Origin of the sequence: Saccharothrix sp. BKS2 (genome assembly GCF_047689505.1) — a bacterium.
GTDB classification, from domain to species: Bacteria; Actinomycetota; Actinomycetes; order Mycobacteriales; family Pseudonocardiaceae; genus Actinosynnema; species Actinosynnema lopnurensis.
Map to the genome: position 1 here is coordinate 344,429 of NZ_JAUQOL010000001.1, position 18,203 is coordinate 362,631.

The window sequence follows — 18,203 nt, forward strand, 5'->3', positions numbered from 1 at the left end:
TGCTTCAGGTCACCGGCACGATCCGGGCGTCCAGCAGCACCCCGTCCTCGATGTCGAGCAGCCCGAGGGTGCCGTGCGGCTGCCGCCGCCGGTCGGTCGGCGAACCGGGGTTGAACACCCGCACGCCGTCACCCGTCAGGTCCACCGGGATGTGCGAGTGCCCGTAGACCACCAGCTGGGCGTCGGGGAACCGGCGGCGCATCCGGGCGGTGCGGCCGGTCGCCTGCCCGCTGTCGTGGACCATCGCGACCCGCAGGCCGGCCAGGTCCAGCGAGACGGTCTCCGGCGCGCCCCACTCCGCCACGTCCGGACCGTCGTTGTTCCCGCCCACGGCGGTGACCGGCGCGTACTGCGCCAGCTCGTCGAGCACGCCGGCCACGCAGACGTCACCCGCGTGCAGGATGACGTCCGCGCGGCGCAGGTGCTCCGCGACCGCGGGCGGGCAGGACCTCCACCGCCGGGGCGCGTGGGTGTCGGCCAGGACGACGACCCTCACGGACCCGGTCTCAGGTCAGCGCCGGGCCGGACTCGTCGCTGCCCGACAGCTGCTTGAGGAACTCGTGGCACTGCTTGGCGCGGGCCGAGTCCTCCTCCATCACGCGGCGGAAGAAGTCCGCGACGTCCTGCCGGCCCGCGTTCTCGGCGTCGCGGACGTACTGGCCGTAGTCGTGCCCCGCCTTGAGCGAGTGGTACTGCACGGAGATCAGGTCGAAGCTGACGTCGTCGAAGCCGGTCTCGCCGGTTGCCATCGGTTTCCCTCCTCGATCGTGGTCGGTCACCTGGTCCATACCCGGCGCGGGCCCGGTCAACCACCCGACCGTTTCAAGTGGCAGCCCCCCGGGGTTGCTTGTACGGTCCACCATGGTTGAAACCACAGCCTGCCGTGCGCGACTCGAGGTGTCGCCGGTCGCGCTGTCGGAGGACAATCCATGAAGATTGCGGTCGTATCGGTCCACGCCAGTCCCCTGCCGGTGCTCACGGACCAGGAGGAGGGCGGTCAGGACGTCCACGTGGCGGACCTGGCCGCGGCGCTGACCGAGCAGGGCCACGACGTCACCGTCCACACCCGCCGGGATTCCGTCCGGCCGCCCGAGGTGGTGCGGGCCAAGCCCGGTTACGACGTGGTCCACGGGCCCGCCGGACCTCCCGGCCCCCTCCCCTCGGACGAGCTGCCGCCGCACCTCGACGAGTTCATCCGCGCCCTGCGCGACCGGTGGCAGGCCGACCCGCCGGACGTGGTGCACGCCCACTCCTGGACCTCGGGCCTGGCGGCCGTGCTGGCCGCGAGCGGCCTGGGCGTGCCGGTGGTGCAGACGTTCCACGAGCTGGGCTGCCTGGAGCGCAAGGTGCGCGGTCGGGTGATCCCGGCGGCGCGCGTGTCCACCGAACGGCTGATCGCCCGCGAGGCGAGCCGCGTCGTGGCCACCTCGTCGGACGAGGTGCTGGAGCTGGTCCGGATGGGCGTGCCGCGGCAGCACGTGGCCGTGGTGCCGCCCGCGGTGGACGTCTCGCGGTTCACCCCGGACGGGCCGCGGCTCACCCGGCAGCTGCCGCACCGGCTGATCACCTTCGACGACGGCGCGGAGGAGGTCGTCGTCGCGCTGCGCGGCGTGCGGGACACCGAGCTGGTCGTGGTCGGCGGCGGTCCGGAGCGGGTGCGCGCGCTGCGGGAGCTGGCCCGCGAGCACGACGTCGCCGACCGGGTGCGGATGGTCGGCCCGGTGCCGAGGGTGGCGCGGCCCGCGCTGCTGCGCTCCGCCGACGCGGTGGTGTGCACGACGTGGGGCGAGACGGCCTCGGCGCCGCTGGAGGCGATGGCCTGCGGTGTGCCGGTGGTCGCCAGCGCGGTGGCCGGCCTGTCCGAGACGGTCGTGGACGGCGTGACCGGGGTGCTCGTGCCGCCGGGCGAGCCGAACGCGCTGGCCCGCGTGCTGCGGCCGCTGCTGGTCGACGACGCGCGGCGGGACGCCTACGGCACGGCGGCCGCGGACCGGGTGGAGGCGCGCTACCGCACCGACCGCATCGCCGCCGAGATCACCCGGGTGTACCGGGACGCGTCGGGGCTGGAGGAGGCCGCGGAGGCGGCCGCCCAGGAGCCGGTCGAGATCCGCTCGGGCCTCCAGGACGCGTAGCGCCTGGAGCGCTTTCAGGACGCGTGGCGCCCGTAGCGCCTTTTCAGGACGCGTGGCCGCCGAGGTCGTCCACCAGGCCGTCGGCGTCGCCCACCGCGCGCAGCCGGACCGGTCGCGGGTCACCGGGGTGCTCCCCGCGCAGGAGCGCCCTGGTGAACGCGGCCACCGCCGCGGCCGGGGGCAGCACCTCGCCGCCCAGGTAGGACAGCACCGCCAGGTCGTCGTCCCGCTCGACCGCCACCGCGGCGCCCCAGCCGTACTCCTCGTCCCACACCAGCACCACCACCCGGTCGGGGAACGACGGGAGGCGGCCGGGCACCGCGAGGTGGGCGCGGGCGGGCGGCCCGCCCTCGGCGCGCCCGTGCTCCCCCGTCATCCCCAGCTCCGCGGCGACCGCGCCCACGTACCGGCGGAGCCCGCGGACCGGGGCCCCTTCGGGGTGCTCGGGCCGGCCCGTCACCACCGCGTGCGTCCGGTCATGAGGTTCACCCTTCCGGGTGGGAAGACGACACGACCGGGATCGCAGGACGCGATCCCGGTCGGCTGGGGTGGGGCCGGCCCGGTCAGGACCGGTCCCGGCGGGCCGGTCCCGTCAGGTCCGGCGCGGCAGGGACGAGCGGCCCAGGGCCATGCCCAGGCCGGCCATGCCGATGGCCAGCAGCAGGTGCAGCCAGTTGTCGGCGGTGTTGAGCGGCACGAAGTTGGCCGCGCTGTCGTGGTCGATCAGCAGGCCGTAGAGCCAGAGCACGAGGTAGATCACGGCCCCGCCGACGAGGAACAGGTAGGCCCCGCGAGCGGTCCTGGCCAGCGCGAGACCGGCCACGCCGAACAGCAGGTGGACGATGTTGTGCAGGATGGAGACGTTGAACAGGCCGAACAGCATGGCCTCGGAGTGGTGCCCCGCGAACTGGAGCGTGTCGTACTCGGTCGTCAGGCCCGGGATGAACCCGGCGATGCCGACCACCAGGAACACCGCGCCCACCACCGTCGCGGCCAGCTGCACCGGCGTGCGCGTGGTTGAGTTGGTTCGGGACATGTCGACTCCCGTCGATGGGCGAACACGCTTCGTGTTGACCGACTACCCGGACGTCCCGATCACAAACGGTTCGGGCGACATCGGTTCGCCCGCTCGTGGCGTTTCGCGGCGGGCAGCCCGGCAACCCGGCTGGTCGTGCGGTTGAGCAGACCCGGGCGGGTCGACATCGGGGCCGTGCTGCGCGATCTGCGCGGCCGCGGCCTGAACTACGACCCGGCGGAGGTGGGGCCTCGGGACTGGATCTTCGACGTGCACCGGCGGTCGCTGGGGCACGAGGGCGCGGGACCACCGGAGGAGGGCGGCCTGTGGCAGCGGTCGCGCGAGGTGGTCGCGGAGTACGGGTTCACGCCGCCGGAGACGGTGCGGGCGTACTACGAGCGCGGCTCGGCGCTGCTCGGGCGGGACGTCCTGCTGGAGGCGAGGCTGCCGGGGCTGCGGTTCCTGATGGGGGTGCGGGTCACCTCGGTGCGGGACGAGTCGAACGCCGACCGGACGCTGTGGGGCTGGGGCTACGAGACGCTCCAGGGCCACCTGGAGCGCGGTCGGGTGGACTACGAGCTGGTCAAGGACCACCGGTCCGGCGAGGTCGGGTTCACCGCGCGCAGCCACTCGCAGCTGCACCCCCGCGCGCCGTGGTGGATGCGGTTCGGCTGGCGGCTGGTGGGCCGACGCACGCAGCTCGGCTTCTACCGGCGGGCAGGCGAGCTGCTGGCGCGCAAGGGGTCGGTGGTCGAGGTGCCCTCGGGCGGGGCCCGCAGGCTCGGGGTGATCGTGCTCGACCCGGTGGTCGGGCGACCAGGAGAACGGAGCGGTTGACGTGAAGATCGTGATCACCGGGGCGTCCGGGAACGTCGGCACCGGGGTGCTGCGCGCCCTGGCCGCCGACCGCGAGGAGCACGAGGTCATCGGCATCTGCCGCCGGCCGCCGGACCCCGTGCCGCCGTACGACACGGCCACGTGGCGCGCCTGCGACCTGGCCGACGCGGGGGCGCGGGACGTGCTGGACGAGGCGTTCGCCGGCGCGGACGCGGTGGTGCACCTGGTGTGGATGTTCCAGCCCCTGCGCGACGGCGGGCAGCTGCACCGCACCAACCACCAGGGCACCGCGGCGGTGTTGGAGGCGGTGAAGCGGGCCGGGGTGGCGCAGGTGGTGCACACGTCGTCCATCGCCGCGTACGCGCCCGCCGGGGACGACCCGGTGGACGAGGACTGGCCGACCACCGGCGTGCCCGGTTCGGTGTACGGGCAGGGCAAGTCGGAGGTGGAGGCGCTGGTGCGGCGCTTCGCCGAGGAGAACCCCGAGGTGGCCGTGGCGGTGGCGCGGCCGACGCTGGTGGCGCTGCGGGAGGCGTCGGCGAGCTTCCTGGCGCTGTTCTTCGACCCGGTCACCCCGCGCTGGCTGCTCCGGCTGGTGCACCGGGGCCTGCTGCCCGTGCTGCCGCTGCCCGCCGGGCTGGCCGTGCAGCTGGTGCACGCCGACGACGTGGGTGACGCGGTGGTGCGCATCCTGCGGCGGCGGGCGCGCGGTGCGTTCAACCTGGCCGCCGACGTGATCACCGCGGCGGACCTGGCCCACCTGACGGGCGCGCGGCTGCTGCCGTTGCCCGGTCGGGTGATGCGGACCGCAGTGGACGTGCTGTGGCGGCTGCACGCGATCCGCATGTCGCCGGGCTGGTTCGACGTGGGCACCCGGTCGCCGCTGGTGGACACCGGGCGGGCCAGGGCCGAGCTGTCGTGGGTGGCGCGGACGAGCAGCGCGGACGCGGCGCGCGAGCAGCTGGCGGGCCTGGCCGACGGGGCGGAGGGCGGCAGCCCGGCCCTGCACCGCGACCGGCTGGAGGGGGCGGCCGAGCCCGCGCTGACCTGATTACCGCCCTCGGGCGCCCGTAACGAAAGGCGACACCCGGACGACCTCGTGGTCGTGCCGCCGGGGGAAGCGCCCGTCTTCTGCCCGCTCATGTGCCCGCACGACTGGATCGGCGAACTCGTCCAGCGGGACCTGGTGGAGTCCATGGTCCTGACCGACCACCACCGCGACCTGTTCCACGAGTGGACGCTGTCGGCGCTGACCGTGGACGGCGAGCTCTACGGGATGCCGACGACGGTCGACACCGCGGCGTTGTGGCGCAACACGCGGCTGGCGCCGGTGGCGCCGCGGACGGTGGACGAGCTGATCGAGCACGGCGGCGCGCTGAAGGCGAGTGGCCTCGTCGACGAGGTGCTGGCCGTGCGCGTCGGCCCGAGCGGGGACCCGTTCCAGATCTGGCCCCTGTTCACCAGCGCGGGCGGGTGGCTGTTCAAGAGGTCGCCCACCGGCGGGTGGGAGACGGGGGTCGTCGGCCTGGACACCCCGGAGTCCGTCCGGGCGTTCGCGCGGCTCCGGGAACTCGGGGAGCAGGGCCTCGGCCTGCTGCGCCGGTCCACCGGGCGCGAGGAGGCGTTCGACTCCTTCCTGCGCGGCCGGACGCCCTACCTGATCAGCAGCTCGGACGCGTTCCTGCACCTCGACGGGCGGATGCCGACCCTGGCGGTGGGGCCGGTGCCCCCGTTCGAGGGAGGTCGTCGTGCGCGCGGTTTCGGCCTGGTGCACGGTTTCGTCATCAGGAAGAACGCCACGAACAAGATCGTCGCCCAGGACCTGTTCGCCGACTACCTGACCCACGAGCGCGTGATGAGCGCGTTGTCCAGGAGTTCGGGGGCGCCGACCGCGCTGCGGGACGCCCCCGCCGTCCACCCGGCGCTGGCGGATTTCTCCCTGCTGTGCGAGAACGCCGACCCGATGCCGACGCTGCCCCGGATGGGGCAGGTCTGGCGGGTCCTGGAGCGGGCCGAGATCGCGGTGGTGACGGGCGTGCCGGCGGACCGGGTGGCCCGGGAGGCCGCCGCGCGCGTGACCGAGGTGCTGCGCGGGTAGGTCGGCGCGGTGCCTGGCCGAGCCGGGCGGGATCAGGCCACCGCTGGTCCACCACCAGCGGCGCCTGGTCGAACGCCGGCGCCAGGTCCGCCTCCACCAGCGCCCAACCGCGCCGGCCGACCTCGTCGAAGGTCACCCGCGTGGCCGGCCGGCCGACAGCGGCGGGGCGTTCGTCGGCGGCTCGACGACGGCCGGGCCGCACGCCAGGGCCTTCAGGGGGCCATGCCGACCTCGTCCTCAGCCGACCGCCGCGAAGCGCTGCGGACCCATCGCCTCCCGCTCGACGAGCGGCGTGGGCAGCGGTGGCACCTCCCCGGGAGGCCCACGTCCCAGGGGATCTGCGGTGCGGCGGTGCCGCCGGGCCACGAATCGGCCACCGCGTCGCCGGTGCGGTGCTCGTCACCGGCTCGCCGGCGCTCCTGACCCCGGTCGTGCGGCCCGCGGTGAAGTCGCCACCCGTGATCCCACCCGCGTTGTCCGGTCCCGGGCTGCGGCACCGTCAGATGGGGTAGTGGCGTTCGCCGCTCTGCAAGGTGATCCACCGCAGTTCGGTGAACTCCTCCAGTGCCGCTCGGGAACCGAAGCGGCCCCAACCGCTGGCCCCGAGGCCACCGAAGGGCATCTGGGGCTCGTCGTGGACGGTGGCTCCGTTGATGTGGCAGATGCCCGAGCGGATCCGGCGCGCCACGCCCAGTGCGGTGGTGGCGTCCCGGCCGAAGACGGCGGCCGAGAGGCCGTAGTCGGTGTCGTTGGCGATCCGGACGGCCTCGTCGGGGTCCGCCACCTCGGTGATCGTGACGAGCGGGCCGAAGGATTCCTCGGAGTAGGCGCGCATCCCGGCGGTCACGCCGCGCAGCACGGTCGGTCGCACGAACAGTCCGTCCGCGGTGCCGCCGGTCAGCACCCGGGCGCCGTGCTCGCGGGCGTCGTCGATCAGCGCCATCACGTGGTCGCGGGCGTCGGCGTGCACGACGGGACCGATCTGGGTGGCCGGGTCGTCAGGGGGACCGACGACGAGGTTCGCCGCGTGGGCGGTCAGGCGGTGCGACAGTTCGTCGGCGACCGAGCGGTCCACGATGAGGCGCTCCGTGGCCATGCAGATCTGGCCCTGGTTGAGGAAGGCGCCGAACCCGGCGGCCGCCGCGGCGGCACCGAGGTCGGCGTCGGCGAGGACCACGAAGGGTGCTTTGCCACCCAGTTCCAGCACGGTCCGGGTGAGGTGCCGTCCCGCCGTCTCGGCGACGATCCGGCCGACGCGCGTCGAGCCGGTGAAGTTCACCCGGGTGACCGCGGGGTGCGCGATGAGCGCCTCGACGACCTGTGCCGCGTCTTCGGGAGCGTTGCCGACGAGGTTGACCACACCTGCCGGGACCCCCGCGTCGTGCAGGACTTCGACGATGGCCGCATGGGTGCACGGCACCTGTTCGGATGCCTTGAGCACGACGGTGTTGCCGAAGACCAGGGGCATCGCGATCGCCCGCACGCCGAGGATCAGCGGGGCGTTCCACGGCGCGATGCCGACCACCACGCCGCACGGCTCCCGCAGGGCCAGGGCGGTCATCCCGGGGATGTCGGAGGGGATCACCTCGCCGACCGCCGAGTACGCCCGGGCGGCGGCCTCGGTCAACATGCCCCGGGCGAGGCGCACGTTGAACTCACCCCACAGTCGGGTCGCGCCCATCTCCTTGCGCATGAGCGTCGACAGCTCCGCCGCCCTTTCGCCCAACAGGGCGGCTGCCCGGTGCAGGATTTCACGTCGGCGGGCGGGAGGCGTCGCGGCCCAGGCAGGGAAGGCCGACGCGGCCGCGGCCGCGGCCCCCCGGGCGTCCGCGACGGAGGCGGCGGCGACCCGGGCGATCGGGCGCCCGGTCACCGCCTCCACCGTCTGCCGGTACCGGCCGCCTTCGGCCGGGGACCACTGTCCGCCGATGAACAGGTCCGAGGTAACGGTGTCGTTGGTCGGCATGGTTTCCCCTCAGCAGGATGGCGCACCGGGCAGGGTGCGGCGGGGGGTGGCCGGTCGCGGTGTCGCGTGCAGGGGCGCGATCTCGTTCCACAGGGCGTGCCTCGATGCGTCGGCCTCGACCCAGGCCGACCTTTCCGGCGTACGACACCAACACGTGCGACGAGCCGTGGTTGTTCGCGCGATCCGCGTCACGTCGACGGTACTCGGCATGTCGACAAGTGCGGCGCACCCGACATGTCGAGACCACCGCCGATGAGTCGGCACAGCGGTCGCGGCGGGGAGCGGGTGACGCCGTCGCCGAGGTCAGCCGGCCACGACCGCGTGACCGCCGTGCCCGTCGAGCTCGCCGAACCGCTGCTCAAGCCCGGTTGGCGGTGCCCGTGCACCGGCGCTCCAGCCGCGGGAGCTGCCGGACGCGTCGTCCACGCGCCTCGCGGACGGCGGCCCGCGCGACCACCGGGTCGCACGGGCCGCCGTCGCGCGGGCGCCGAACTCGCCGACCACGTTCCCCGGTGCTCCGGCCGGAGCACCGGGCGTCCGTCGGTGGTGGGGCCGGGTGGCTGAACGGTTCTCGACACCGCCCCCTCCGGTGAACGGCGGGCAGTCGATCAGACCAGCACCCCCGCAGCTCGCGACGTCCGCGGGCTCGACGCGGGATCAGCTCGCGTAGGGCGCCCTCGCCGCCTTCGCCGCCGTCAGGAACGCCCCCTTGTTCCGCGGCCAGAACAGGCTGTCCACGCACGAGTACTGCGGGAAGAAGCCGCCACAGCTGCCGCTGCCCGAACCGATCTCGAACGTGTAGCTCGCGATGCCCAGGTTGCCGTGGGTGAAGTCGTCGGTCGTGCCCGTCGTGTCGCCCTCGGCCACCACGGTGTACCCGTTGGAGGCCGCCATCTTCCCGCCCAGCGCCGCCAGCTGCGACGCGTTCGGGTTCGCGTTCCAGGTCCAGCCCCACGGCGGCATGACCAGGTTGCCGTAGCTGTGGACCGTGATCATCACACCCCTGGTCGTCACCGGCGCCGGCTCGGTGTCGCCCGGACCCCGCTGGTCGGGGAACAGCTGCTTGAACCACGCCTCGACCGCCCTGGTCTCCGGCTCCGAACCGGCCGCCGTGCCCTGGTAGGTCTCGCCGCACCGGCTCGTGCCCGCGCCACCCCACTTGAACGTGGAGTTGCGGTTCAGGTCGACGCCGTAACCCGGCGCCGAGCACGACGCGCCGGTGTCGTTGGCGTTCTTGCGCTGCATCAACGGCCGGCTGCCACCGGAGGCGACGATGTCCACGCCGTCGGGGTTCACGACCGGCACCACCCACAGCTCCGTGGTGTCCGGGATCGACGTCACTTCGGCGTCCGTGCCGTAGCCCCGGGTGACGTGGTCGATCCACCGCCACGCCAGTTCGCCCGTCGCCAGTTCCCGCGCGTGGATCTGCGCGATCATCGCGAACCGGGGCTTGGCCGAGTTGGGGCTCAGCGCGCAGTCACCGGCCTGCTTCCTGGTGATGCAGATGGCCTTGATGTCGTGCCCGCCCTGGCCGCGCGTCCTGCGCCAGCTGTCGCCGATGTCGTAGACCTGCGTCAACGCCGGGAAGGCCGCCGCCACGTCGGTCAGGCGCCTGTCGTGCTCGGCCGCGGTCCGGTAGCCGCCGTAGAAGGTCTGGACGCCGATGTCCGAAGCCCCGCCGGGGACCACCGGCTTGTACACCGCGTCGAACTTCCTCGGCCGGTAGCCGAGAGCGGTCAGCCGGTCCGCCACGCGCGAGTCGCCGACCACCTGCACCGTGCCGTCGACACCGTGCTCGACGTCGAACCCGGCTGCTTCCAGCACCCGTTCACCGGCGCCCGGGACCTGCCAGTAGTACGGCGTGGTGTCGGGCTGAGCGGCCAGGGCACCGCTCCCGGGAAGCAACAACGCCGTCGCGACAAGACCTGTCCATGCCTTCATCGACAGACCTCCAGACAGGCCGGCTGCCGAGGCAGGGTGACAGGAGGCCGCCGCGCCGAAGGCGAGTATGGAGCAACGCCCACGTGATCAGAACCTACGAAAGGTGGTCGCGCGCATCCGGAGCGTGACCACGGGTGAGGTCGGGTCACGAGGTGCGCCGGCCCGCGAGTGGAGTCGTCGGTGCCCGCACCGCGCGGCGGGTGGCCGAGACGGGGCGTGGGCGCGACACCCAGCCGTTCGGCCGGCTCCTGGTTGGTCCACGCCCGGTCCGGGCACAACCGCGGGATGCGCCGGCGCAGCGGGTGCGCGAGCGCCCTCAGCTCCTCGACCGCGGCGGCAGGCGCCGGCGGATCGGACGGGGTGGGCTGCCCGGCCCGGCCCGTCGGGCCGCGCCTCACGCCAGGGTCGGCACCAGGTACAGGACCACCAGCAGACCGCAGGACAGGGCGTGCGCGACCGGGTTCTGCGCCAGCAGGGCCACGAACTCGCGCAGGAACGCGCTGGGCAGGAAGTACCGGGCCGTGCGCGCGCCGATGATCTGCGTCCGCAACCGCAGCCGGCGCGCCACCACGGCGGCCCGGAAGACGTGGAAGTTGTTGGTCACCGCGACCGTCCGACCCGTCCGGCCGCGCTCGGCGAGCAGCGCCACGCTGTAGGCCAGGTTCTGCTCGGTGGTGGTGGCCCGGTCCTCCAGCACGACCGCCTCCCCGGGCACGCCGCGGCGCTCCAGGTACTCGGCCATGGCCACCGCCTCCGGCACGGCCTCGTCGGCGCCCTGCCCGCCGGAGACCACGACCAGCGGCGCGCGACCGGCGTCGACCTCCCGCCGGTACAGCCCCAGCGCGCGGTCGAGGCGGCTCGCCAGCAGCGGCGGGACGCGGTCGCCGATCAGGCCCGCGCCGAGCACCACGATCGCGTCGAACCCGCTGCGGCGGCCGACGCTGCCGTAGACGACCGAGTAGAGCAGGAGGCTGACGAACAGGAACGCCACGTAGGCGGCCACCACCAGCAGCGCCCCGATCACCGCGTCGACCAGCGGCCCGGTGCGCGCGGTGGCGAACGCGAAGGCGAAGCCGACGCCGAAGATCGCCAGCCCGGCCAGCAGCGACAGCAGGTTGGCCGGTTTCAGCCCCTCCCGCTTGAGCATGACCACGCCGTTGGCGAGCAGCGCGAGCGGCAGCACGAGCCCCAGCCCGACCGCCACGGCCACGAACGCGTACCCGACCGCGACCGCCGCCCACCCCTCGGCCTCGGCGGCGCGGAAGACCAGCCACAGCAGCAGGAGCACCAGGGTCACGCCGAGCCACACGGCGTTGGAGATCCGCCGCCGGTCCCGGACCATGCCGATCACGAAGAACAGGGCGGGGACGACGGCGGCGATCCCGAAGATCATGGGTGCGAATCTAGGCGGCGACCCGCGCGGCGCGCGAACCGGCCGGGGTCGGTCACCGCTCGTCGGCGGGGGCCCGCCGACGCCGGGCCGCGTTGACCACGGCCAGCAGCACGCCCAGGCCGACCAGGGCCAGGCCGCGCAGCCACACCGCGCCGTCGATCCGGGTGAACAGCAGCAGGCACGAGGCCACGCCCAGCACGGGCACGACGGCGGGCACCCGGAAGTGGTCGGCCTCGCCGTCGTCGCTACGGCGCAGCACCAGCACGGCCACGTTGACCGCGGTGAACACGATGAGCAGCAGCAGGACCAGCGTCTCGGCGAGCGCGGCGACCTCGCCGGTCAGCGCGAGCACCAGGGACAGCGCCGCGGTGGCGGTGATGGCCACCCACGGCGTGCGCCGGCCCGGCAGCACGCGGGTCAGCGGGGCTGGCAGCAGGCCGTCGCGGGCCATGCCGTAGGCCAGCCGGGAGGACATGATGCCGGTGAGCAGCGCGCCGTTGGCGACCGCGACCAGCGCGATGACGCTGAACAGCTGCTCGGGCACGCCGCCGGCCACCCGCACCACCTCCAGCAGCGGGCCGCTGGAGGAGGCGAGCCGGTCGGTGGGCACGGACGCGCTGGTGACCAGCCCCAGCAGCAGGTAGACCGCCCCGGCGGTGAGCAGCGCGCCGAACAGCGCGATCGGGTAGGACCGCCGCGGGTTCGCCACCTCCTCGGCCAGGTTCACCGAGGTCTCGAACCCGACGAACGAGTAGAACGCCAGCACCGCGCCCGCCAGCGTCGCCGCGACGACGCCCTGCTCGCCGGTCCCGACCTCGGTCAGCCGCCCGAGGTCGGCGTCACCCCGCAGGACCACCCAGGTGCCCAGGCCGATGATCAGCGCCAACCCGCCGACCTCGACGAGCGTGGCGGCCGCGTTGGCGCCCAGCGACTCCTTGATGCCCCGGAGGTTGAGCAGCGCCAGGGCCACCAGGAACACCACCACGACCACGGCCGTGGGCCAGGAGACCAGGGCTTCGAGGTAGTCGCCGGCGAACGCCCGCGCCAGCGCGCCGACCGACACGATGCCCGCCGCCAACATGCAGACCCCGACCAGCGAGCCGGCCGCGGGTCCCAGCGCCTTCGTCGCGTAGTGGGACGCGCCGCCCGCTCTCGGGAACCTGGTGGCCAGCTCGGCGTAGGAGGCGGCGGTGAGGGAGGCCAGCGCGAGCGCGGTGAGCAGGGGCAGCCACACCGCTCCCCCGGACTTGCCCGCGATCGAGCCGATCAGCACGTAGACGCCCGCGCCCAGCGTGTCCCCCAGGATGAAGAAGTACAGCAGGGGCGTGCTGACAGCCCGCTTCAGGGTGGTCTCCATGCCCGTCCCGGTACCCCTCGGGAGCGCCGGCGAAGCACGGGTTTGAACCCCGGCGATCACGGGTAGACAGGCCCAGCGCCTTGAGCAGACAGGGCGCCTAAGGTGGTGCTTGCAGATGAACGCGACGGGGCTGCCGGGTGATGGATCCGACCCGGTGCTCGCCGAGGTCCCGCCGCCGGTGGACGTCGAGAGCTGGGTCCGCGAGGTCGCCGACGACTTCCCGGCCGGGCTCGCGAAGGACTTCGTGCTGATAGCGGAGGAGCTGGTCGCCAACGCGCGCCGGCACGCCGGTGGGCCGCTCCTGGTCCGCCTGCGGCGGGAGGGCCGCGCGGTGCGGGTGGAGGTGCAGGACCGCAGCCCGAGCCTGCTGCCGGTCCTGGGCAGACCGGACGTGCCGACCCACGGTACCGGCCTGCTGCTGGTCAACCGCCTGTCCTCGCACTGGGGCTTCCGGTGCGAGGACGGGTACAAGGTGGTGTGGGCCGAGGTCCGGGCCCCCTGAGCGGAGCGGGCCCGGACCAGGGACGTCAGGCGGTCGGGCGCGGCGCGGGCGCGGGGTTGTCCGCGCGCGGCGCGGGCGCCGCGCCCAGCAGCCGCGCGGCCTCGTCCGCCAGGTGCGCCGACACCAGCACCTCGTAGCTGTCGGCCCGCATCGCCGAGATCGACGAGAAGTCGCGCCGACCACCGGTCAGCGAGTGGCCGACCAGTCCCAGCACCGCGCCCAGCGCCGCGCCGAACAGCAGGCCGTAGAACGCGAGCAGCAGCCCGGAGATGACCGGGTCGACCCAGTTGAACAGGCCGAAGATCCAGCCGAACAGGGCGCCGAGCACCGCGCCGGACAGCGCGGACCGGCCGGCGGCCCCGAGGGTCGTCAACCGCCCGGTGACCTGCTCGACGCTGTTGAGCCCGCGCCCCACGATCGCGGTGTGCTCGACCGGGAACCCGGCGTCGGACAGCCGGTCGACCACGCGCTCCGCGTCCGCGTACTCGCGGTAGCTGCCGAGCACCACCCGCTGCTCGCGGGCGTCCCCGGCCCGGTCGTGCGGTCGGGTCATGGGAACCCACCTCCCTGTCGTCGCTCGTGGGGTGAGTTCCCGCTCCCCGACCGCCCAACCACCTCCTGTGACGAACTACTCCAACACGAACGTGGCGTCCGCGCGGCCGGTGGCGTCACCCACCGCCCCGACGCCGAGCGTGGTGCCGTTGTGCCTGATGAACAGGCCCGGGAGGTTCTGCGACTCGAAGGACGCGGCCGAGGCGTCGGCCAATCCGGCGCGGCGGGTGAAACTCGCGTCGCCCCGGAACAGCGCCGAGCCGTCACCGCGCTCCACGTACAGCTGGTGGTCCCGGTGGCGCAGGTGGTAGCCCGGGTAGTTGGCCGACTCCAGCGACACCGTGCCCGCCCCGGCCAGGCCGGGGACCAGGCGGAACTGGGAGTCGGCCAGCGGCCGCACGTTCGCCTCGACGCGGGCGCGGAAGTCGTAGTGCCGGACGAACCGGTCCGGGTAGTTGTAGGACTTCAGCCGCACCGGGGTGACGCCGTCCGCGACCGGGATGCCGAAATCGGGCGTGCCGTCGGCGCTCCAGTAGACCTTCTGCACGCGGGTGCGGCGGTTGGGGTCGTTGAGCGGGTCGCCGGAGATGTCCCGGTAGTTGCGGTCGTGGTAGACGAGGATGTCGCTGCGCCCGTCCTCGGACACGGTGAACGAGTTGTGGCCGGGCCCGTACTGGCCGGTGGCGGCGTTGCTCTGGAAGACCGGGGTGGACGACTTGCTCCACGACGCGGGGTTGAGCAGGTCCGCCGAGGCCGACGCCGACAGCATCCCCAGGCAGTAGTTGGCGTCGGTGGCGCTGGCCGAGTAGGTCAGGAACACCCGCCCGTCGCGCTGGACGACCGCCGGTCCCTCGGCGACCTTGTAGCCCCGGGTCTCCCAGGTCAGCGTGGGCACCACCAGCCGGGCCACAGTGCCGGTGACCTGCCAGGGGTTGGCGCCCATCCGGGCGAGGTAGACGTTGGAGTTGGTGCTGATGCCCGGTTCGGCCTGCGCCCAGGTCAGGTAGCGCACGCCGTTGACCACGAACGTGGACATGTCCAGCGAGAAGGTGTCCCACGGGACGTTGACCCGGCCCCGCTCGGTCCACGTGCCGCTCAGCGGGTTGGCGCTGGAGTTCTCCAGCACGTACGGGCGGATGCGCCACACGTCGTCGGTGCGCCCGGCGGCGAAGTAGACGTACCACCGGCCGTTGACGAAGTGGATCTCCGGCGCCCAGATGTGCGCGCCCATCTCGCCGCTGGTGTGCCGCCGCCAGATCACCTGCTCCGACGCCGTGGCCAGGCCCTGGATCGTGGTGGCGCGGCGCAGCACGATCCGGTCGTACTCCGGCGCGGTGGCGGTGAAGTAGTAGTAGCCGTCGGTGTGCTTGAAGATGTGCGGGTCGGCCCGCTGGTTGGCGATCGGGTTGGTGTACTGCGCGGCGGGGGTGGCCTGGGCGGGCGCGACCACCAGGCCCGCGAACGCGCTGAGCAGCGCGACGGCGAGCAGCAGCAGTTTTCGGGGCGCGGTTCGGTTCATCGTGGGGGCTCCGGTCGGCCGAGGGGGCGCGTCAGTAGCCGACGTGGAAGGTGGCGTCGGCGCGGTCGGTGGCGGTGCTGACGGGGTCGATGCGCAGCAGGTGGTTGGCGTGGCGCAGGTGGCGGTCCGGGAAGTTGTGCGACCGGAAGGAGGCGCGGGAACCGTCGGCGAGGCCGGCGACGCGGTGGAAGGTGGCGTCGGCGGCGAAGGCGGCGCTGCCGTCGTCGGCGGCCAGGCCCACCACGTAGCCGGAGTGGCGCAGGTAGCGGTCCGGGAAGTTGACCGAGCGGAACGACACCCCCGACGACGCGGCCAGGCCGGGCACCAGCTGCCACAGCGAGTCCTGGTAGGGGTCGAACGGGTACGGGTCGATCCGGGCGGCGTTGTCGGCGTGCCGGACCAGGTGGTCGGGGTGGTTGTGGGACTTGATCCGGTTCCAGGTCGGCGCGCCCCACCTGCTGATCAGGTTGGCGTGCTCGGTGGCGGTGATGCCGCAGATGGTGGGGTGCTTGGCGTTGAGCGGCTGGGTGTACTGCGCCTTGGTCAGCGGCGTCCAGGAGTCGGTGGCGACGTTGCCGCTGCGCCAGGCGTAGAGCTCGCCGTTGACCGGGGAGAACGAGTCGCCCCACAGCCACCACTCGTTGCGGTCGTGGGCCTTGACCACGATCGGGGCCTCGATGCCGCCGCTGACGACCCCGGCGGTGTAGGTGGTGAAGCCGCGCGGGTTGAGCGTGGCCGACCGCGCGCCGTAGAGGCGGCCGTCGCTGAAGCTCTTGTAGTACAGGTAGTTCGCGCCGCTGCCCACGTGGACGGTGGCGTCGAGGACGTTGAAGCCGGGGTCGAAGAACAGCTGCGGCGCGGAGACGGTGACGAAGTCGGTGGTGTAGTTGACCCAGATGCCGTCGCGGCCGCCGCTGTTGGCCGAGTAGATGATCCCGTACTGACCGCGCGCGGCGTCCCAGAACGCCTCCGGCGCCCAGGTGTGCGTGGGCATGGAGTGCATCTTCAGCCTGCGGTAGTTGGTGAACGAGCGCAGGTCCGCCGAGTCCCAGGCGTGGATGTACTGGTTCTGCCGGGTGAAGTCGGTGCCGGTCAGGTCGGTGGCCAGCACCACGAACCCGCCGGTCTGCTTGCGCAGGATGAACGGGTCGCGCAACCCGCGCGTGCCGGCGGTCGGGGTGGCCACCGGGTTGCCCTGGTTGAGCGGGGTCCAGTTCAGGCCGTCCGCGCTGACCGCCAGGTGCAGGGCGTAGCGGTCGGCGACCCTGTTGGGCGACTCGGTGAAGTAACCCATCACGTAGGCGGAGTCGCCGGGGGCCGCGGCGGCGGTCCGGGCGGTGACGGCCAGGGCGGCGGCGGACAGCCCGCCGGCCAGGAACGTGCGTCGTTGCAGCATGGTCGGGCTCCTGTGGGCAGCAGGGGGGTGGCCGGCGGTGGGAGAGGACCGCCGGCCACCGGGAGGGCGCTCGGTCAGGCCGAGGGCTCGCCGGAGGAGGGGGCGAGCGTGGGGTCGAGCCGGACCGAGGTGCCGGAGTTGGGGGTGCGCGGGGTGCGTGGGCGCGGGGTGCCCGGCGCCGGGGTGCCGCCGCCGTCGCTCGCGGGGTGGCCGGTCATGGCGCGCCCGTCGTGGACGGACCGGCCAGGGCGGGGTTGGTTCTCATGGCTTCACTCCCTGCGACGCTGCATGGAAGGGCTGAGGTAACCGGCTGGCTGTGTTAACGCTAACAGCGAGGCATCGCCCAACTCAACACCGAATTTTCAGCGCACTGTCGAAGCCCTATGACAACCTTGTCAGGGAGCCACCACCACGGCGTTAACACTTGTTAGCGATAACAGATATCGATCAGCGCCCCCGGCGTGGCGAGCGTGTCGCGGCACGGTCGGAGCCCTCGCGGCACCACCGGCAGCCGGCGCCGGCCGCCCAGTGCCCGTGGTCGCCCAGTGCCCCGTGGTCGCCCAGTGCCCCGTGATCGCCCGTGATCGCCGTGCACCGCGTTACCCGTGCGGGCGACCCGAAAAAGTGGTCCTGCCACGAAAGTGCGAATCCCCGGCGTGTTCACTCACAGGGAGGGCATTTCGCACACGCGATGTGATAACGGCAGTTCACAATGCCCGACGGGGTTCAAACATGTGCCACCCGATGTGCCGACACCAGCGATATGTGCCCCGAACAGGGGTAACGATCGGAACGCATGGTGATCACAACATCTAGGAGGTTTTCCATGCGCAACATGACTCGCCTCATCTCGGCCGGTGCGCTGTCGATCCCGATGCTCCTGGGCGCGGCCGGCCTGGCCATGGCCGAGCCGGACGTGTCGTACGAGAGCGGCACCCACGTCGCGGGCCCGGAGGGCGCCGGCTTCGAGGCGGTCCACTCGGGCGCCGGGCACGACTACGCCTACTACGTCGAAGGGTGGGGTTGGGCCGGCGAGGACGGCGCCTTCAGCGAGGAGACCGGCGCCGCTTCCTTCCACGACTCCGCGTACTTCTGGGAGAGCGCGGAGTACGCCACCGAAGACGGCGCGTACAGCGAGCACACCGACAGTTCCGTGGAGGATGACGACTGACCTGCCCCGACAGGTCGGACAACACCGGGCCGCCGCGCACCGAGGGGTGCGCGGCGGCCCGTTCTCCCGGGTGGTTCAGCCTTGGTCGGGGTCGTCGGCCACCGAGCGGTCCGAGAGGCCGATGTTGCCGGTCGGGCTCGCCTCGGGGTGGTCGGAACCGGTGTCGCTGCGCCCGGCCGGGTTGCCGATGCCGTCCAGGGGACCCGAGGCCCCCTCGTCCAGCGAGGCGCGGCTCGCGTCGTCGTACTCCTGCTCGGGGTCGTTCCTGGGCTGGTGGTCCATGCCGGGCGGCTACCCGGCGCGCCGACCGACAAACGGTGTGGC

The 18,203-nt window shown here is 73.2% G+C and carries 19 protein-coding genes; 6 read left to right on the forward strand and 13 right to left on the reverse strand.

Annotated elements, in window-relative coordinates:
- Positions 1 to 4: 4 nt before the first annotated feature.
- Both Q5530_RS01020 and Q5530_RS01025 read right to left on the reverse strand, forming a co-directional pair.
- Positions 5 to 496 (reverse strand): metallophosphoesterase family protein, encoded by a 492-nt coding sequence (locus Q5530_RS01020; RefSeq protein ID WP_415360033.1) that lies wholly within the window; start codon positions 494 to 496, stop codon positions 5 to 7.
- A gap of 10 nt (positions 497 to 506) precedes the next feature.
- A complete protein-coding gene (locus Q5530_RS01025; protein WP_415360034.1) occupies positions 507 to 749 on the reverse strand; it encodes an acyl carrier protein in 243 nt (80 codons plus the stop codon).
- Positions 750 to 929: 180 nt separating this feature from the next.
- Between Q5530_RS01025 and Q5530_RS01030 the strand changes: the two genes are divergently transcribed.
- The gene (locus tag Q5530_RS01030) at positions 930 to 2,132 is read left to right on the forward strand and encodes a glycosyltransferase (protein WP_415360035.1); all 1,203 of its coding nucleotides are present in this window, start codon (positions 930 to 932) and stop codon (positions 2,130 to 2,132) included.
- A gap of 43 nt (positions 2,133 to 2,175) precedes the next feature.
- On the opposite strand, the gene Q5530_RS01035 is transcribed toward Q5530_RS01030, so the two are convergent.
- Both Q5530_RS01035 and Q5530_RS01040 read right to left on the reverse strand, forming a co-directional pair.
- Positions 2,176 to 2,592, reverse strand: coding sequence for a DUF6292 family protein (locus tag Q5530_RS01035; protein WP_415360036.1), 417 nt, complete (start codon positions 2,590 to 2,592; stop codon positions 2,176 to 2,178).
- A 132-nt stretch (positions 2,593 to 2,724) separates the two neighbouring features.
- The gene (locus Q5530_RS01040; RefSeq protein ID WP_415360038.1) at positions 2,725 to 3,168 is read right to left on the reverse strand and encodes a DUF4383 domain-containing protein; all 444 of its coding nucleotides are present in this window, start codon (positions 3,166 to 3,168) and stop codon (positions 2,725 to 2,727) included.
- A 135-nt stretch (positions 3,169 to 3,303) separates the two neighbouring features.
- Between Q5530_RS01040 and Q5530_RS01045 the strand changes: the two genes are divergently transcribed.
- The 3 genes from Q5530_RS01045 to Q5530_RS01055 are packed head-to-tail and all read left to right on the forward strand — an operon-like array spanning position 3,304 to position 6,082.
- Complete coding sequence (locus Q5530_RS01045; protein WP_415360039.1) at positions 3,304 to 3,984, forward strand: DUF1990 family protein; 681 nt, start codon at positions 3,304 to 3,306, stop codon at positions 3,982 to 3,984.
- A gap of 1 nt (position 3,985) precedes the next feature.
- Positions 3,986 to 5,035: an NAD-dependent epimerase/dehydratase family protein gene (locus Q5530_RS01050; protein ID WP_415360041.1), complete on the forward strand. Its 1,050-nt coding sequence runs from the start codon at positions 3,986 to 3,988 to the stop codon at positions 5,033 to 5,035.
- Positions 5,036 to 5,089: 54 nt separating this feature from the next.
- Positions 5,090 to 6,082, forward strand: coding sequence for a sugar ABC transporter substrate-binding protein (locus Q5530_RS01055; protein WP_415360043.1), 993 nt, complete (start codon positions 5,090 to 5,092; stop codon positions 6,080 to 6,082).
- Between the two features lie 499 nt (positions 6,083 to 6,581).
- Here Q5530_RS01055 and Q5530_RS01060 read toward each other — a convergent pair whose 3' ends face one another.
- The 4 genes from Q5530_RS01060 to Q5530_RS01075 all read right to left on the reverse strand — a co-directional run bounded on the left by Q5530_RS01060 (position 6,582) and on the right by Q5530_RS01075 (position 12,739).
- Entirely contained in the window at positions 6,582 to 8,048 is a 1,467-nt protein-coding gene (locus Q5530_RS01060) for an aldehyde dehydrogenase (RefSeq protein WP_415360044.1), read from the reverse strand.
- Between the two features lie 657 nt (positions 8,049 to 8,705).
- A complete protein-coding gene (locus Q5530_RS01065) occupies positions 8,706 to 9,989 on the reverse strand; it encodes a M14 family zinc carboxypeptidase (RefSeq protein ID WP_415360045.1) in 1,284 nt (427 codons plus the stop codon).
- Between the two features lie 394 nt (positions 9,990 to 10,383).
- A complete protein-coding gene (locus tag Q5530_RS01070) occupies positions 10,384 to 11,382 on the reverse strand; it encodes a YdcF family protein (RefSeq protein WP_415360046.1) in 999 nt (332 codons plus the stop codon).
- Between the two features lie 52 nt (positions 11,383 to 11,434).
- The gene (locus Q5530_RS01075; RefSeq protein ID WP_415360048.1) at positions 11,435 to 12,739 is read right to left on the reverse strand and encodes an APC family permease; all 1,305 of its coding nucleotides are present in this window, start codon (positions 12,737 to 12,739) and stop codon (positions 11,435 to 11,437) included.
- Positions 12,740 to 12,854: 115 nt separating this feature from the next.
- On the opposite strand from Q5530_RS01075, the gene Q5530_RS01080 reads away from it, so the two are divergent.
- Positions 12,855 to 13,241, forward strand: coding sequence for an ATP-binding protein (locus tag Q5530_RS01080; protein WP_415360050.1), 387 nt, complete (start codon positions 12,855 to 12,857; stop codon positions 13,239 to 13,241).
- A gap of 25 nt (positions 13,242 to 13,266) precedes the next feature.
- Here Q5530_RS01080 and Q5530_RS01085 read toward each other — a convergent pair whose 3' ends face one another.
- The 4 genes from Q5530_RS01085 to Q5530_RS01100 form a co-directional block, all read right to left on the reverse strand.
- The gene (locus tag Q5530_RS01085) at positions 13,267 to 13,794 is read right to left on the reverse strand and encodes a general stress protein (protein ID WP_415360051.1); all 528 of its coding nucleotides are present in this window, start codon (positions 13,792 to 13,794) and stop codon (positions 13,267 to 13,269) included.
- A gap of 75 nt (positions 13,795 to 13,869) precedes the next feature.
- A complete protein-coding gene (locus Q5530_RS01090) occupies positions 13,870 to 15,312 on the reverse strand; it encodes a family 43 glycosylhydrolase (protein WP_415360053.1) in 1,443 nt (480 codons plus the stop codon).
- 31 nt (positions 15,313 to 15,343) lie between these two features.
- Positions 15,344 to 16,708, reverse strand: coding sequence for an AbfB domain-containing protein (locus Q5530_RS01095; RefSeq protein WP_415360055.1), 1,365 nt, complete (start codon positions 16,706 to 16,708; stop codon positions 15,344 to 15,346).
- A gap of 74 nt (positions 16,709 to 16,782) precedes the next feature.
- On the reverse strand, positions 16,783 to 16,926 hold the full coding sequence (locus Q5530_RS01100) for a hypothetical protein (RefSeq protein ID WP_415360058.1): 144 nt from the start codon (positions 16,924 to 16,926) through the stop codon (positions 16,783 to 16,785).
- A gap of 608 nt (positions 16,927 to 17,534) precedes the next feature.
- On the opposite strand from Q5530_RS01100, the gene Q5530_RS01105 reads away from it, so the two are divergent.
- Positions 17,535 to 17,879, forward strand: a complete 345-nt coding sequence (locus Q5530_RS01105) for a hypothetical protein (protein WP_415360059.1) — start codon at positions 17,535 to 17,537, stop codon at positions 17,877 to 17,879.
- A 75-nt stretch (positions 17,880 to 17,954) separates the two neighbouring features.
- On the opposite strand, the gene Q5530_RS01110 is transcribed toward Q5530_RS01105, so the two are convergent.
- A complete protein-coding gene (locus Q5530_RS01110) occupies positions 17,955 to 18,161 on the reverse strand; it encodes a hypothetical protein (RefSeq protein ID WP_415360060.1) in 207 nt (68 codons plus the stop codon).
- Between the last annotated feature and the right edge of the window lie 42 nt (positions 18,162 to 18,203).